We start from the raw sequence: 15,850 nt of genomic DNA, 5'->3' as shown, positions 1-15,850 counted from the left end.
TCTAAGTGTTTACGTTTAATATTTTTTGAATGTCTTCAGGAATTTCCATTGCTCTTAATGGTGGAACATTTGCACCACCTGTATTTCCGACAGGAATGTGACCCACAAATGATTTTACACCACCTACTAGTAATCTTGGTATTTGACCAAAAATTTCTTTGGCATTTTTAATTTTAAATCCAAACTGTAACATTTTCCAATGGACAAATGTATGTTCATACGGATATTTTTGTCCGATTATGTGTGCTCTTTCTAAATGAAACCAAGACTTTTGTAAATTATTTTCCTTAAAATTATTTTTTGCTAATTCTAGTTCAGCATTATAAAAAGGTTTCAATTTTGTAGGCATATTGGTATTTACTTTCATCTCTATTTTTTGTTATAAATTATTAATGAACGTGTTCTCCACCACCTTTTGAAGCTGCTAATAAATAGAATGCTCCTTTTACAACTATTTTTGCATTTGTTTGAATTTCATCTACTAATTTAACTTCAGTATATCCTAAATCGGTTGTTCCAGGAACTACTTCAATTGCTTTAAAGTGTACTTCGTCGTGTTCTTTTTCGGTAGCTTCTTCGTCATGATTATGTGCTTCTCCTTCTTTATGAACGTGTGCTTCTTTTTTTGCTTTTGGAGTTTCTTCTGTATGTTCTTCTTGCATATAAATATAATATTTATCTCCGTTTCTTACAATTGCGTCTTTAGGTAATGCTTGAACCGTTTGATTTGTAATGTTAATATTAGCTGCCACATACATTCCAGAAATTAAATCTTTTGTGTCATTTTCATTAATCTTGGCATGTACTGCAACCGATTTACTTTCGTTTGAAAAGGATTTGTTAATACCAAATATTTTTCCTTTAATGACTTTATTCGATTGATTGGTTAGTACGAAATCAACTTCTTGACCAATAGAAATTTTACTCATGTCTTTTTCAAAAACGTTCAAATCGAGGTGCATTCGTTTGTTGTCAATTACTTCAAAAAGAGTAATTCCTGTGTCTGCAAAAGCTCCTTTTGTAATGCCTATTTTACCCACATAACCACTTATAGGAGCAATGATAGGAATGATAGAAGAGTTCCCTGATAGACTTACATTTAATGCTTGTAATTTGTTTTTGGCTGCTTGTGCTCTTGCTCTTTCAGTTGCCAATTTAGCTTTTACTTCTTGAAATACTTTGCGAGGATTTACATCTTCTTCACTCAAAGTTTTTTGACGATTGTATTCTAATTGTAAATATTCAATATTTGCTACAGCAGCATTGTAATCTTCTTGCATTTCTGCCACTTGAAGGTTTTGAAGTGTAGCCAAAGTTTTTCCTTTTGCTACATAAGTACCTTCTAATACAAAGATGTCTTTTACCACTCCACCAATTAAGGTTGAAACATCTGCTCGGTTTTGAGGTGGAACAGTTGTGTAACCATTGGCTTTGATGATTGTATTGAGGTTTTTCATTTCAATACTACCCATTTCAATGCCCACGGTTTCGAATTGAGCTGTTGTTAATGCAACTTCTGTTTCCGATTTTTCTTCTTCATGTTCTTCTTCTGTTTTCTTTTCTCCACATGAGTTTAGAATCAAAAGGAAAGAAGAAAGAAGAAATATTTTAAAAATTGAACCTATTTTATAATTTGGTTTTAAAGATATATTGATCATTGTCGTGAGTATTAATTGTTATTGAAAGATGGAAATTGCATTTGAATAGCACTTTGATTGTAAGCGTTTACTGCTTCGATATTTTGCTTTTTAATATCAATGGCTTGATTTAAGAAACTGATGTAAGACCAGTAACTCATATCGCCATTGGCATAACTTTTTTGAGCAGTAGTGATTATCTGTTCTGCATATTTTAACCCTTCTTTTTCAAAATATTGAATTGCTTTTTCTTGTTTAGAAAATTGGTTTACTAATTGTTCTTTTTGCAGTTTTAAAGTTAATTTTGTTTTATCAAATTCTAATTGCGATTGCGATATACTTATTTCAGAAGCTTTAGCACGAGCTGTATTTGCACCGCTAAACAAAGGAATTTGCAAACCAACAGTAAATCCTTGAAAATAAGATTCTTTGTTTAATGTTTGACCAAAGTAACCCAAGCCTAATTTTGGTGCTCTAGATTTCTTAAAAGCATTTGATTCTTTTTCAAAAACCGTTGCTTGTTGGGTATAATAATCACTTACTAATGTTTCTACCTTATTTTCATTTAAAGCAGCTGCATGTATATATTTTAAAGGAGTTGTACTCTCTGGAAGTATATCTTCATTTGTCTGTATAAAATACTGTAACTGTTTTTGGTAGATTACTAAATCAAGAAGCATTTGTTCTTTTAAGGTTTCTATTTCCTTTACTTTAGCTTTTGCACTAATTACTTCTATGTTTCCGCTTTCACCTGTTTTAAAACGAAGTTCTGCATTTTTTAGAAATTTTGAATACACATCATACAATTCGTCATTTAGCTTTTGGATTGAAATACCATATAAATATTGATAGTAAGCAATAGTTACCGCTTTTTCAATTTCATATTCAGATAAAGCCTTTCGTTTTTCAGCCAATTTTGCTAATTCTTCCTGAAGCTGTCTGTTTGCTTTTGTATTTCCACCAATTGGAAAATATTGCTGAATACTTACATTATTATCATAATCTACACTATTGTATTGTCCACCCATGTATTCAATTTGCAAAGGATCTGCTTGAAAAGCTGTTTTCTTAAGAACTGTTTGTTTTTCAATTTCCTTATCGGCAATTTTTAAATCCATATTATTGGTTTTAGCCATTGTAATAGCTTGTTCTAAAGTTATGGGTTTGCTGTTTTGAGCAAATGAAAACGTACTAATAAATAATACGATTAGGGTCATGATTGAATTTGACATTTTTTTTCTTTTTTTAAAACCTTTCTCAACTAATAAATAAAGAATAGGTAGAACGATTAAGGTTAGTAAGGTTGCCGAAAATAAGCCACCAATAACAACCGTTGCTAATGGTTTTTGAACTTCCGCACCACCGCTGGTTGATAAGGCCATTGGTAAAAAACCTAATGAAGCAACTGTTGCTGTCATTAATACTGGTCTAAGTCTGGTTTTTGTTCCGATTAAAACTCTTTGAAGTGGGTCTGTAATTCCTTCTAATTTTAATTGGTTGAAAAAGGAGATTAGTACAATTCCATTTAGTACTGCAATACCGAATAAAGCAATAAAACCAATACCAGCTGAAATACTAAATGGCATTCCTCTCATCCATAAAGCAAAAACACCACCTATAGCTGATAATGGAATAGCTGTAAAAATTAATAACGCTAGTTTCATACTATGGAATGTGAAGAATAACAATACCATGATTAATGCCAATGCAATTGGTAAGGCTACAGAAAGTCGTTTGTTAGCTTCTACTAAATTTTCAAATTGACCTCCATAAGTTATATAATATCCTGCTGGAAGTTCAAAATTTGTTTCTAATTTTTGTTGAATTTCTTCAACAACACTTTTTACATCACGACCACGTACATTTAATCCTATGGTTATTCTTCGCTTTCCATTTTCACGAGAAACCTGAACTGGTCCTTGCTCGTATTCTACAGAAGCTACTTGATACAGTGGAACTTGTTGGCCGCTTGGTAATGGTATAAAAAGATTAGATACATCTGAAATATCACTACGATTTTCAGCATTCATTCTAACTACAACATCAAAACGTTTGCTTTCTTCATAAATTTTACCTGCACTTTCACCTGCAAAAGAAGCTCTGACTATCTTATTTACGTCTGTTATATTTAGTCCATATAAAGCTATTTTATCATAATCATATTTTATTGTAATTTGTGGTAAACCTGTTACTTTATCGGCTTTTAAATCACCCACACCTTCAATTTTATTGACTTTTGAAATTAATTGTTTAGCTTTTACATCTAATATTTCCAAATCATCCCCAAAAATCTTTATAGCAATATCACTTCTACTACCCGTCATTAATTCGTTAAAACGCATTTGTATGGGTTGGGAAACTTCAATATTAGCACCAGGAATAACTTCCATTTCTTCTTTCATTAGATTGGCTAAATCTTCCCAATTATCAGCAGAAGTCCATTCTGATTTATCTTTTAAAACAATAATTAAATCACCACTTTCAATAGGCATTGGGTCTGTTGGTATTTCACCACTACCAATTTTTGTAACAATAGTTTTAATTTCTGGAAATTTTGCTTTTAGAATTTTTTCGTATTTAGTAGTTGTTTCAATCATCTGCGTTAATGAACTTCCTGTCATTATCGTTGCATTAATAGCTAAATCTCCTTCTTCGATTGTAGGTATAAATTCACCTCCCATATTTTGGAAAACTACTAATGCCATTACAAATAATCCGACAGCAATTCCTAAAACTACTTTTTTGATTTGTAATGCTTTGTCTAAAAATGGAGTGTATATTTTTTCAAACCATGCCATCATTTTATCGCTAAAGTTTTCTTTATGCTCGGTGTTTTTAGATAAGAACATTGCACTCATCATAGGTACATAAGTTAAAGAAAGTACGAAAGCTCCAATTACTGCAAATCCTACCGTCATTGCCATTGGCTTGAACATTTTACCTTCGGTTCCAACTAATGCTAATATTGGTAAATACACAATTAAAATTATTATTTCTCCAAATGCTGCACTATTACGAATTTTGGAAGCAGATTTATATACTTCACTATCCATTTCTAATTGGGTTAAGTTCTTTTGTCTCTTGAGTTTTTGTAAATGATGCATTGTGGCTTCCACAATAATTACTGCACCATCGACAATAATTCCAAAATCGATAGCACCTAAACTCATTAAGTTTCCACTAACACCAAAATGATTCATCAAAATAACTGCAAATAGCATTGACAAAGGAATTACCGAAGCTACGATTAGTCCTGCACGAAGATTTCCTAAAAATAAAATCAATACAAAAATTACGATTAATGCACCTTCTAATAAATTTTTAGTAACTGTTCCAATGGCACTATCTACTAATTTCCCACGGTCGATAAAAGCTTCTGCAACGACTCCTTCAGGAAGTGTTTTGTTGATTTGAGCCATTTTTTCTTTCACTCGTTCTACAACTGCTTTAGAATTTTCTCCTTTTAGCATTAATGCCATTCCACAAACAATTTCACCTTTACCATCTTTTGTAGCTGCTCCATATCGCATAGCATATCCTTCATTAACTGAAGCTACATCACGAATTAAAACAGGTGCACCGTTTCTGTTTTTTACAACAACATTTTCTAAATCCTTACTTCCGGTTGCCATACCTACACCACGAATAAAGTAGGTCATTTGATCTTTTTCTATATATGCACCCCCAGTATTCTGGTTGTTTTTTTCTAAAGCTTCAAAAATTTCAGTTATGGTTACATCTAAACTCTTTAAAGTATTTGGTTTAACAGCTATTTCAAACTGTTTTAATTTACCACCCCAAGTAGCAACTTCTGCAACACCTTCAATCCCTTGTAATTGTGGAATGATAATCCAATCTTGGATAGTTCTTAATTTGATTGCATCGTATTTATCTTCATATCCTTTTTTAGCATATACATCGTATTGAAATATTTCTCCTAAACCAGTTGAAATGGGAGCCATTTCTGGAGAACCTGCATAAGCTGGGATATTTTCTTTGGCTTGACTTATTCGTTGAAAAATTTGATTCCTTGCCCAATAAATATCTACATCATCTTTAAAAACAACAGTAACAACAGAAAGTCCAAAACGAGAAATACTTCGCAGTTCTATAACTTTTGGAATTGTTTTTAAAGATTGCTCTAATGGATATGTAATGAGTTGCTCAATTTCTTGACTGGCTAAAGTAGGTGCATTTGTAATAATTTGCACTTGATTATTAGTAACATCTGGTAATGCGTCAAGTGGTAATTGTTTTATTGAATAGCTTCCCCAAGCTACTAACACAAGTGTAAAAAGTAGTATAACGAATTTGTTCTTTATACTGAATTGTATGATTTTGTCTAACATTGAAAATATTATAATGAATTAGAAATTAGCAAATTAAAAATTTGCCATAATTTGTGGTAAAAACACAAGTTTCTAACCCGAAATTACTCGGGCTTCATTATACTATTTGAGGTGGTTGCCAAATACTCCCAAAGAAATTGGAATACAAATTAGATTTGTAAATGGAGTTTAGCGTTTGAATTTCTACTGTTGGAGTATGAAAATTAAAAACTATTGTAGGAACATAAGATAAAACACTTTGTCTGCAACAATTACAAACACAAAAAGGAGAACAAGCGTCATTTTCCTTATCGTGTGAATGATTTTCGTGGTTTGTGTCTATTTTACTAGAAGTGTGCGTAAAACTAGTTGCTTCCACATCTGCACATGGCAAACATGAAAGTACTACTAAATACAGAGATAATATGTAGTTTAAAAATTTCACAGCTGTAAAAGTAGTAAAATTAATTTTTAATTTTTACTTTTTTTTATGCTTCTTTACTATTCAACTTAAAACTAGAACTAAATTTATCTTTCAAAATTTTCATATCCTCACTTACTTTTCTATCCAATACTTTAGCGTAATGTTGAGTAGTTCTCAAATTTTTATGCCCCAGCATTTTACTTACGCTTTCAATAGGAACACCATTTGTAAGCGTTACTGTAGTTGCAAATGTATGTCGGGCAATGTGAAAGGTTAGTTCTTTTTCGATTTCACAAACACCGGCTATTTCTTTTAGATAGGCATTCATTTTTTGGTTGGACAGGATAGGGAGTAGTTTATCTTCATTTAAACATTGTGGATGATTTTCATATTTATCGATAATAATTTGTGTCACCGGAAGTATTGGGATTTTTGAAGCTGATTCTGTTTTTTGTCTGTGAGTAAAAATCCATTGCTCGCCATCAATACCGTAGCTTATATGCGACTTCGTTAAGTTTTTGACATCTATATAGGCTAAACCTGTAAAGCAGCTGAAAAGGAAAATATCGCGAACTAAAGATAATCGCTCTGTTTTAAAGTCTTTTTCTATTATAGTTTGAATCTCGTCTTCGTTGAGGTACACACGTTCTACTTCTTTGACTTTGGATTTGTAGTTTGCAAATGGATTTTTATCCAACCAATCATTGGCCAAACATATCTTGATAATTTTATTGAAGTTTTTGATGTATTTCACCGCTGTATTATTAGCGCAGTTTCTTACGCTTCGTAACCAAAATTCATAATCGGTTATAAAGGCATGATCTATCTTTGTAATATCGATATCAGAAACGTTGTATTTCCATTGCATGAACTCGATAGTATGTTTCAATGAAGTAGTGTAGCGTTCCAGTGTTCCTGGAGCGTATTCTTTTCCAACCAATTCTTTTATTTTGTTGTTATGGTCTTGGAAGATGGGAACGAGCATACGCTTGGTTTCGGAAAAACCAAATAATTCATTTTTTAAATTCTCTGAAGTTATACTAATGTCTTTTTTGAATAGTTTCTTCTCTGCTTCTAAAACTTGATTTTTTAGATAATCAAGATGACTATTGATTGTTCTAGCTTCTTCATTAGTGCCTTTTACTTTGCTACCTTCTGAGGACCATTTATCGGGATTAATGTATTTGTTGGTACTAAACTCAAATCGTTTAGCATTGACCGTTACTCTGGTGTAGATTGGACAAACTCCTAAATTGTTAACTTTTGCTCTCTTGATGTAGAAGAGAATTGCTACTGCTGTGTTCATTGTTGGTGACCTTAAAGTTAGTATTAAATTTATTCGATTTAATAACTACACACAAGATGTACATTTTTTGAATATGTTATTGAACACCTTGTAGTAGTGGTGTTTTCGTTGCGAGGAGTCACTTGAAATTCTAATTTTTTAGTGACACCTTGAAAGACACCTAAACTTTGAGATTTAATGAATAATTTGGTATAGACTTAAAAGAAAAAACCCGCTAAATCATTGAATTTAGCGGGTTTTAGTACCGTTTGCTTTTCAGCTCGCGGAGAAAGAGGGATTCGAACCCCCGGACCTGTTACAGTCAACAGTTTTCAAGACTGCCGCAATCGACCACTCTGCCATTTCTCCAATAAGTTGCTATCATTTCCTGATTGCGAGTGCAAATATATAAACCTTTTTTAAGCTACAAAAAGTTTTTTCAAAAAAAATTTCAATTAAATTTCAATTAACTGAATTTCAAGCAGATTCATTTTAAATAAAATATTGTTTTTTTAGTATTCATTTATTTCAATACTTTTGCAACCAATTTTTTACACAAAAATGGATATTTCTTTTGAAATGCTTTGGTTAATTCCAATTGGATTCCTAGCAGGTTTTCTAAATACTATTGCTGGTGGCGGAACTTTAATTACTTTACCCACACTTTTATTCATGGGATTACCAGCACCAATTGCAAATGGAACCAACAGAATTGCCATATTATTTCAAACTTTAGCTGCTGTAAAAGGTTTTAAAAGCAAAGGAGTTTCCACTTACCCATTTAGTCTGTATTTAGGAATTTCTGCTTTATTAGGAGCTTTTATTGGCGCTAAATTAGCTGTTAATATATCTAATGAAACTTTCAACAAAGTTCTTGCCGTAATAATGCTAATGGTATTGGTTACTTTAATCCTTAATCCTGCAAAAAGAATTAAATTAAATGAAGAACGATTAACAGGTAAACATCTTTATATAACCACCGTAATATTTTTCTTTCTAGGAATATACGGTGGATTTATTAATGCTGGAATTGGATTTTTAATGCTGGTAATTCTTCCTTACGTTAACGGTTTGTCTTTACTTAAATCAAATGTTACAAAAGTATTCGTAGTTGCATTTTATACAGTGGGTGCAGTAATCGTATTTGCTTTGGAAAATAAAATTAATTATCCAGTTGCTTTTATATTAACAATTGGAAACACATCTGGAGCTTGGGTTGCAAGTAGATGGAGCGTAAAAAAGGATGATACTGTTATTAAAGGATTTTTAATAGTTACCGTAAGTATTCTAGCTATAAAACTTTGGTTCTTTAATTAACATAAAAAAAGGCTCTCAAATTGAGAGCCTTTTTTTAATAGTTTACATATTCTACGATTTCTAATCCGTAACCAATCATTCCAACTCTTTTGGTTTGACCTTCACTATTAGAAAGTAATTGTAATTTATTTATATCTAAATCATGAAGAATTTGGGCACCAATTCCAAAATCTTTAGCATCCATTTTAATAGATGGCGCTTTAACTTCTCCTTTATCTTGTAAATCTTTAAGCTCTTTCAATCTGTCTAATAATTCTAATGACTGAACTTCTTGATTAATAAAAATGATGGCTCCTTTTCCTTCTTCATTAATTTTACGGAACATATCATCTAACTTTTTATCGTTGTTATTTGTTAACGTTCCTAAAATATCATTACTAATTTGGGTTGAATTAATTCTAGTTAAAACTTCTTCACCTGAACTCCAAGTTCCTTTTGTTAAAGCAATATGAACTTGTTTATTTGTAGTTTGAAGGTAGGCGCGTAATCTAAATGAGCCAAAACGTGTTAAAACTTCAAAATCTTCTTTCTTTTGAATTAAACTGTCGTGCTGCATTCTGTAAGCCACTAAATCTTCAATAGAAACTAATTTCAAATCGAAACGCTTTGCTACTTCAACTAATTGCGGAAGACGAGCCATAGTTCCATCTTCGTTCATAATTTCGCAAATTACGCCGGCTGGTTTAAAACCTGCTAAACGTGCAAAATCAATTGCAGCTTCTGTATGACCTGTTCTTCTTAAAACACCACCTTGCTTCGCAATTAATGGAAAAATATGTCCAGGACGCGCTAAATCGTATGGTTTTGTATCAGCATCTATTAACGCTTCAATTGTTCTAGATCTATCGCCTGCAGAAATTCCAGTTGTTACACCATGCCCTTTTAAATCTACAGAAACAGTAAATGCAGTTTCCATATGATCTGTATTATTACGAACCATTGTATGTAAATCTAATTCCTTACATCTAGATTCAGTTAATGGCGTACATATAAGTCCTCTTCCGTGAGTTGCCATAAAGTTGATCATCTCTGGTGTTACTTTTTCAGCAGCGGCTAAAAAATCTCCTTCATTTTCACGATCTTCATCATCTACCACAATGATTACTTTCCCTTGGCGAATATCTTCAATCGCCTCTTCAATTGTATTAAGCTGTATGTTGTGTTGTGTCATTTTGTTTGTTTGTAGTTCCAAATTTTGAAAATATTCTTTTGAATGGATCTAACAACCAGTCGAAACTAATCATTAGCCCAATATCATTCGTAGCTCTATAAGTAAGCAATATAGCTAGTGGCGTTAAAAATATAGAAGACATCCAAGTTCCTAAGAACGGTGATATAACATCTTCTTGTGCCAATTTTCTACCAAATAAATTTAAAAAGTGATATGCAATAAAAATGATTACTGCAAAAACTATAGGTAAACCTATTCCTCCTTTTCTAATAATTGCACCAAGTGGCGCACCAATAAAAAACATTAATAAACATGAATAAGCAATCATGAACTTTTCATGAAAAACAATCCAGTGTGCGTTAATGTTTTTCTTTTTAGATTCTAAATCAGATTTACTATTTTGAATACTAAACTCGGTACTTGAAGTATTATTTTTTGCCTGATCTAAAATTTTAACTTTATCTTCTTTTGTAAAAAGCGACAATAAATCATCAACATTTTTCTCAGGCTTTTCGTTTTGTTTCACTTTCTTTTGCATTACATAGTCTACTCTTTGAACTATGTTATCAGAAAACGAAACAACATCTTTATTATAATTTGCTTGTAAAGAATCTACAGCGTATTTAATTTCATTAATGTTCAGCATTTTTTCCGAAGTAATATCGCCTTCGTCTTGCCCCATTTTATTTAATTTCGACAAGTCAACATTAATGATGTATTTTTTAAAGCTACTTTTTGCAAAAGGTTCTTTTTTTCTTTCGTTATATTCTTTAGGCACAACATTTTCATAGTAATTCCCATCAAAAAGTTCTAGCTGTAACAAATTAGACGAGTCTTCACTTTTTAATAATCCTTTTTTGGCTTTAATAACAGTATTTGCTCCCATTCCGGTTTGATTATTCTTCAAGTGAATAATTACTCCTTCTAGTTCATTTCCATTTTCACCTAACTTCTTATCAACTTTAATAGACATTGTACCAATGTTATTAAATTGACCTTCAGCTATTGCCATAGCAGGCTTTGACTGAACAATGTCTTTTCTAAGGTTTAAAAAACGATATTGGGATTCTGGGATAACATTATTGGCAAAAACGAAAGACACCAAACTCAGTAAAACAATAGTAATGTTCAACATCTTCATGGCTCTATTTAAAGAAATACCTGAAGATTTCATAGCTGCGAACTCATAATTTTCGGCAAAACTACCAAAAGTCATAATCGCCGCCAATAATACTGATAAGGGTAAAACCAAAGGAACTATTGTTGGCGCATAAAAAGATAAGAACTTAAAAATGGTAAATGCGTTTAAATCTTTACCTGCAAGTTCTGAAATGAAAAGCCAAATTCCTTGTAAAACGAATATAAAAACAAGATTACAAATACCGAAGCAAATGTAATCATGAATGATTTAATAATGTATTTATCTAATATTTTCACTCCGAAAATTAATCTAACCTATTGATGTAATAATTAGGATATTTTGATTCGGTAAAGGTAAAATGATTTTTTGATAATGGCTGATTTGTTTTAAAAGAATTAACAGTTAAAGTTGTTCTTGTACCATTTTTACCCGTTTCAATTAAATTATAGATATGTTTTGTTTGCACATCTACACCCACTAAGATTTCTTTTCTTTGATCTTTTGAACTAATTGGAACCAATTTTACATATTGAATTTTTCTCCCTTTAATATTTTGCAAAATATCCCAACTGTATTTATATCCAGAATCGAAAAATGTCAACATTTTGTTCGGCGTTACAGCATCTTTATCGCTTTCATCATATTTAGAAATCGTAATTTCTTCATCTTCAGGAACAATCGTATAAATCTTTTTACCATCAAATATTTTAGTAATGCCCATGAAATTTAAATTGTATAAATTTCCTTTAAGGGTAACATTTCCTTTACTTTCTTGATTTATGTTTTCCTTTGGATTGTTTAATGAATATTTAAAATCGATTACAATATTCTCATATGTTTTCACCTTTGCAGAAACTTCATCTAATAGTGCTTTTGCTTTTTGAGCATTTTGGGCTTGGAAAGTTGAAATTCCGAAAATAAAAAGTACTGCTACTTTTAAAAACTTGTTCATTTTATTTATTGTTTTGTTCGTTGTTTAAAAAATGTTCTAATGCTACTAAATCAGGAATTAAAACAGAACGTGCTTTACTTCCTTCAAAAGGTCCTACAATACCAGCAGCTTCTAATTGATCTATAATTCTTCCAGCTCTATTGTAACCCAACTTCAATTTTCTTTGAATTAAAGAAGCACTTCCTTGTTGTGCTGTGACAATCACTTCTGCAGCTTCCCTAAATAAAGAATCTCGGTCGTTTATATCGATATCAAGAGTCGTGCCACTTTCCTCCCCTACATACTCAGGAAGTAAGTAAGCATCTGGATAGGCTTTTTGAGAACCAATGAATTCACAAATTTTCTCAACCTCTGGCGTATCTACAAAGGCACATTGTACCCTTACCATATCATTACCATTAGTATAAAGTAAATCTCCACGTCCAATTAGCTGATCTGCTCCACCTGCATCTAATATTGTTCTTGAATCAATTTTAGACATTACTCTAAAGGCAATACGTGCTGGGAAATTGGCTTTAATCATACCTGTAATTACGTTTACAGACGGACGTTGCGTAGCAATAATTAAGTGAATACCAATAGCACGCGCTAACTGAGCTAAACGAGCAATTGGCGTTTCTACTTCTTTTCCTGCTGTCATAATTAAATCGGCGAACTCGTCTACTACCAATACGATATAAGGTAAAAATCGGTGTCCGTTTTCAGGATTTAATTTACGTTGTTTGAACTTTTCGTTGTATTCTTTAATGTTACGAACCATTGCATCTTTTAATAGAGAGTAACGGTTATCCATTTCAATACACAACGAGTTTAAAGTATTAATTACTTTAGTATTATCTGTAATAATAGCTTCTTCTGTATCAGGAAGTTTTGCTAAATAATGTCGTTCAATTTTATTAAAAAGCGTTAATTCTACTTTTTTAGGATCAACAAGAACAAACTTAACCTCAGCGGGATGTTTTTTATATAATAACGAAGTTAAAATAGCATTTAATCCAACTGATTTACCTTGACCTGTTGCACCTGCCATTAACAAGTGTGGCATTTTTGCTAAATCGACTACAAAAGTTTCATTTGAAATTGTTTTACCTAAAGCTACTGGTAATTCCATTTCGGCTTGTTGGAATTTTGGCGAAGCGATAACACTTTTCATCGCTACCATAGTAGGTTTATTATTTGGAACTTCAATACCAATTGTTCCTTTACCAGGTATTGGAGCAATAATACGAATTCCAAGAGCCGCCAATGATAATGCAATATCGTCTTCTAAATTTTTAATTTTAGAAATACGAATACCAGCATCAGGTACAATTTCATATAATGTAACCGTTGGTCCAACAGTTGCTTTAATTTGTGAAATACCAATATTGTAGTTTTTTAAAGTATCTACAATTCGGTTTTTATTTTCTTCTAATTCGTTTTGATCAATTGTAATTCCGCCTGTTGTGTATTCCTTTAATAAATCAATAGGTGGTAATTGATAATTTGACAATTCTAAAGTAGGATCAAACTCTCCAAAGTCTTGCACTAACTTCGCTGCTAGGTTTTCGACTACAATTTCTTCTTCTTCAATTTTTTCAATAACAAAATCGCTGTTTTCTGTTTCTATTGGAGTTGCTTCTTTAACTACATCTGCAACATTTTCAATTGGCTCAGGAATTGGTTTAGGATCCAACGATAATTCTGAAGCTGTAGCGATAGTTGGCTTTAAAGATTCTTTATCAATTTCAAATGGAGACTTTGTCTTTAATTCAATTTTAGAAATTGCTTCATCGTCTTCTCTTATGATAAAATCTTCATCTATATTATTTTGAACGACTAAATCTGACACACCATCAAACTCATCGTTTTCTAATGTTTCAGCTACAATATTATTTACTGAAGCATTATCTTCTGTTGAAGTAACTTGTGCTTTTTGGATTGCTTCATCGAGTTCTTTTGAAGGTTTTTCAAATAGGTTTTTAACAGTATCTGGCGAAACTTTTATTTTAAAAACTAAAAAGATTATTACTCCGAAAATTAAAACTAATAATGTTCCAATTTTCCCAATGTAATCTTGAGTAAACAAATTCATTTCGTAGCCAATAGTTCCACTTAACTGTGGTAACATATCCCAGAAAAAACCAAATAAAACTGAAACTACAATGATTAAATATAAATCCCAGAAAAGCGATTTTTTTAATTTTCCAAGTGCTAAATCGAGAATTAAATAAGCACCTGCTAAAAACAAGATTCTAACAAAAATAAAAGAAGCTACTCCAAAACCTTTGTATAAAAAGAAATCTGCTAAATAGGCTCCAAACTTTCCTAACCAATTTTCTACTCTCGATTTTCTACTAAAAACTTCTGCAACCTCACTTTGATCCACATTTCCAGTAACAAAATAAGACACAAAAGACAATAACAATGCAACAGACAATAAAACCAATAGAATACCTATCGCAAATTTTTGTTGTCGGTTGAATTGAAAGTTAAATTTTTCTTTTATCGATGTAGAAGATGAATTTTCTTGTTTTGTTTTTTTGGCCATTAAGCTTTAATCTATTTTACAAAAATAGAGATTTTATATAAATTTTGGAACATAAATTATAGCTCCAATTGCTAAAGCTGTCATTGCAGCAAAAAATACAGCACCAGCCGCAATATCTTTTATAAAACCAATTTTTTCATGATAATCAGGATGAACAAAATCGGCAATTTTTTCTACTGCAGTATTTAAACCTTCAATTCCTAAAACCATCCCTATAGCAAGCGTTTGAACCAGCCATTCTGTTTTAGAAATGTGAAAATAGAAACCTGCAATAGTCATGATTACACCAATTGACGATTGCACCATAACACTATGCTCGGTAGTAATCAATTTAAAGGCCCCCTTAGCTGCAAACACCATACTTTTTAATCGTCCGGTGAATAAAGTTTCGTCTTTTTGAAATTTCATTTAATAGGATTCGTTTTGACTTAAAAAAAGAGAAATCGCCATAACAAGATACGAAATGGCGATTTTTTAATATAGATTATAAAACCGCTAAAGCAGCGTCGTAATTTGGTTCATTTGCAATTTCTGCTACTTGCTCTGCATGTAACACTTTACCATTTTCATCAGTTACAATAACTACACGTGAATGTAAACCAGCTAATGGCCCGTCAACAATTTCTAATCCGTAGTTTTTACCAAAATTTCCATCTTTAAAATCTGATAAAGTTTCTACATTTTCAATACCTTCTGCTCCACAAAATCTTTTTTGTGCAAATGGTAAATCTCTAGAAATACAAAGCACTTTAGTATTATTTAACTCACTTGCTTTTGCATTAAATTGACGTACAGATGTAGCACATGTACCTGTATCGATACTTGGAAAAATATTTAAAACTAATTTACTTCCTTTGTAGCTTTCTAAACTTGCCACTGATAAATCAGGCTTTACTAATTGAAAATCTTTAATAGAATCTCCTACTTTTGGTAATTCTCCACTTGTATGAATAGGATTTCCTCCTAATGTTACTGTTGCCATAGTTTTATTTTTTTTAGTTTTCAAAAATACTAATATAAAAAGACTTTAACTCTTAACTTTTGATTAAAAGTGTTGTTATTAGA

12 protein-coding genes and 1 tRNA gene are annotated in these 15,850 nt (G+C 31.6%); 1 reads left to right on the top strand and 12 read right to left on the bottom strand.

Annotation, left to right across the window (positions count from 1 at the left end; translation table 11 throughout):
* Position 1: 1 nt before the first annotated feature.
* The 6 genes from GCU34_RS00335 to GCU34_RS00310 form a co-directional block, all read right to left on the bottom strand.
* Positions 2-367: a DUF3703 domain-containing protein gene (locus tag GCU34_RS00335; RefSeq protein ID WP_072780921.1), complete on the bottom strand. Its 366-nt coding sequence runs from the start codon at positions 365-367 to the stop codon at positions 2-4.
* A 22-nt stretch (positions 368-389) separates the two neighbouring features.
* Positions 390-1,658 (bottom strand): efflux RND transporter periplasmic adaptor subunit, encoded by a 1,269-nt coding sequence (locus GCU34_RS00330; protein WP_072780924.1) that lies wholly within the window; start codon positions 1,656-1,658, stop codon positions 390-392.
* Positions 1,659-1,669: 11 nt separating this feature from the next.
* Positions 1,670-5,986 (bottom strand): CusA/CzcA family heavy metal efflux RND transporter, encoded by a 4,317-nt coding sequence (locus GCU34_RS00325; RefSeq protein ID WP_072780926.1) that lies wholly within the window; start codon positions 5,984-5,986, stop codon positions 1,670-1,672.
* A gap of 97 nt (positions 5,987-6,083) precedes the next feature.
* Positions 6,084-6,410 (bottom strand): DUF6660 family protein, encoded by a 327-nt coding sequence (locus tag GCU34_RS00320; protein ID WP_227658696.1) that lies wholly within the window; start codon positions 6,408-6,410, stop codon positions 6,084-6,086.
* Positions 6,411-6,453: 43 nt separating this feature from the next.
* A complete protein-coding gene (locus GCU34_RS00315; protein ID WP_072780933.1) occupies positions 6,454-7,695 on the bottom strand; it encodes a site-specific integrase in 1,242 nt (413 codons plus the stop codon).
* A 263-nt stretch (positions 7,696-7,958) separates the two neighbouring features.
* A tRNA-Ser gene (locus GCU34_RS00310) sits at positions 7,959-8,043 on the bottom strand.
* 192 nt (positions 8,044-8,235) lie between these two features.
* On the opposite strand from GCU34_RS00310, the gene GCU34_RS00305 reads away from it, so the two are divergent.
* The gene (locus tag GCU34_RS00305) at positions 8,236-8,991 is read left to right on the top strand and encodes a sulfite exporter TauE/SafE family protein (RefSeq protein ID WP_072780936.1); all 756 of its coding nucleotides are present in this window, start codon (positions 8,236-8,238) and stop codon (positions 8,989-8,991) included.
* Between the two features lie 34 nt (positions 8,992-9,025).
* Here the strand turns inward: GCU34_RS00305 and ribB are convergent, their stop codons facing one another.
* The 6 genes from ribB to tpx all read right to left on the bottom strand — a co-directional run bounded on the left by ribB (position 9,026) and on the right by tpx (position 15,767).
* Positions 9,026-10,162, bottom strand: a complete 1,137-nt coding sequence (gene ribB, locus GCU34_RS00300) for a 3,4-dihydroxy-2-butanone-4-phosphate synthase (RefSeq protein ID WP_072780939.1) — start codon at positions 10,160-10,162, stop codon at positions 9,026-9,028.
* Positions 10,137-11,495 (bottom strand): LptF/LptG family permease, encoded by a 1,359-nt coding sequence (locus GCU34_RS00295; protein ID WP_262884270.1) that lies wholly within the window; start codon positions 11,493-11,495, stop codon positions 10,137-10,139. The genes ribB and GCU34_RS00295 overlap by 26 nt, the downstream gene beginning before the upstream one ends.
* Before the next feature lie 112 nt (positions 11,496-11,607).
* Positions 11,608-12,255, bottom strand: coding sequence for a LolA family protein (locus GCU34_RS00290; protein ID WP_072780945.1), 648 nt, complete (start codon positions 12,253-12,255; stop codon positions 11,608-11,610).
* Position 12,256: 1 nt separating this feature from the next.
* Positions 12,257-14,785, bottom strand: a complete 2,529-nt coding sequence (locus GCU34_RS00285) for a DNA translocase FtsK (protein WP_072780948.1) — start codon at positions 14,783-14,785, stop codon at positions 12,257-12,259.
* 33 nt (positions 14,786-14,818) lie between these two features.
* Positions 14,819-15,193, bottom strand: a complete 375-nt coding sequence (locus tag GCU34_RS00280; RefSeq protein ID WP_072780961.1) for a diacylglycerol kinase family protein — start codon at positions 15,191-15,193, stop codon at positions 14,819-14,821.
* 76 nt (positions 15,194-15,269) lie between these two features.
* Positions 15,270-15,767 carry a thiol peroxidase gene (gene tpx / locus GCU34_RS00275; RefSeq protein WP_072780964.1) on the bottom strand — a complete coding sequence of 166 codons (498 nt, stop codon included), beginning with the start codon at positions 15,765-15,767 and terminating at the stop codon, positions 15,270-15,272.
* Positions 15,768-15,850: the final 83 nt, after the last annotated feature.

Origin of the sequence: Flavobacterium haoranii, assembly GCF_009363055.1 — a bacterium.
In the GTDB taxonomy this organism is placed as follows: domain Bacteria; phylum Bacteroidota; class Bacteroidia; order Flavobacteriales; family Flavobacteriaceae; genus Flavobacterium; species Flavobacterium haoranii.
This window is presented reverse-complemented; position numbering and strand designations above follow the sequence as displayed.

Bases quoted from the DNA above. Each gene is read 5' to 3' on its own strand.
- GCU34_RS00285 (WP_072780948.1), bottom strand. From the start codon at position 14,785: ATGGCCAAAAAAACAAAACAAGAAAATTCATCTTCTACATCGATAAAA.
- GCU34_RS00305 (WP_072780936.1), top strand. From the start codon at position 8,236: ATGGATATTTCTTTTGAAATGCTTTGGTTAATTCCAATTGGATTCCTA.
- tpx (WP_072780964.1), bottom strand. From the start codon at position 15,767: ATGGCAACAGTAACATTAGGAGGAAATCCTATTCATACAAGTGGAGAA.
- GCU34_RS00335 (WP_072780921.1), bottom strand. From the start codon at position 367: ATGAAAGTAAATACCAATATGCCTACAAAATTGAAACCTTTTTATAAT.
- GCU34_RS00330 (WP_072780924.1), bottom strand. From the start codon at position 1,658: ATGATCAATATATCTTTAAAACCAAATTATAAAATAGGTTCAATTTTT.
- GCU34_RS00315 (WP_072780933.1), bottom strand. From the start codon at position 7,695: ATGAACACAGCAGTAGCAATTCTCTTCTACATCAAGAGAGCAAAAGTT.
- ribB (WP_072780939.1), bottom strand. From the start codon at position 10,162: ATGACACAACACAACATACAGCTTAATACAATTGAAGAGGCGATTGAA.
- GCU34_RS00290 (WP_072780945.1), bottom strand. From the start codon at position 12,255: ATGAACAAGTTTTTAAAAGTAGCAGTACTTTTTATTTTCGGAATTTCA.
- GCU34_RS00280 (WP_072780961.1), bottom strand. From the start codon at position 15,193: ATGAAATTTCAAAAAGACGAAACTTTATTCACCGGACGATTAAAAAGT.
- GCU34_RS00325 (WP_072780926.1), bottom strand. From the start codon at position 5,986: ATGTTAGACAAAATCATACAATTCAGTATAAAGAACAAATTCGTTATA.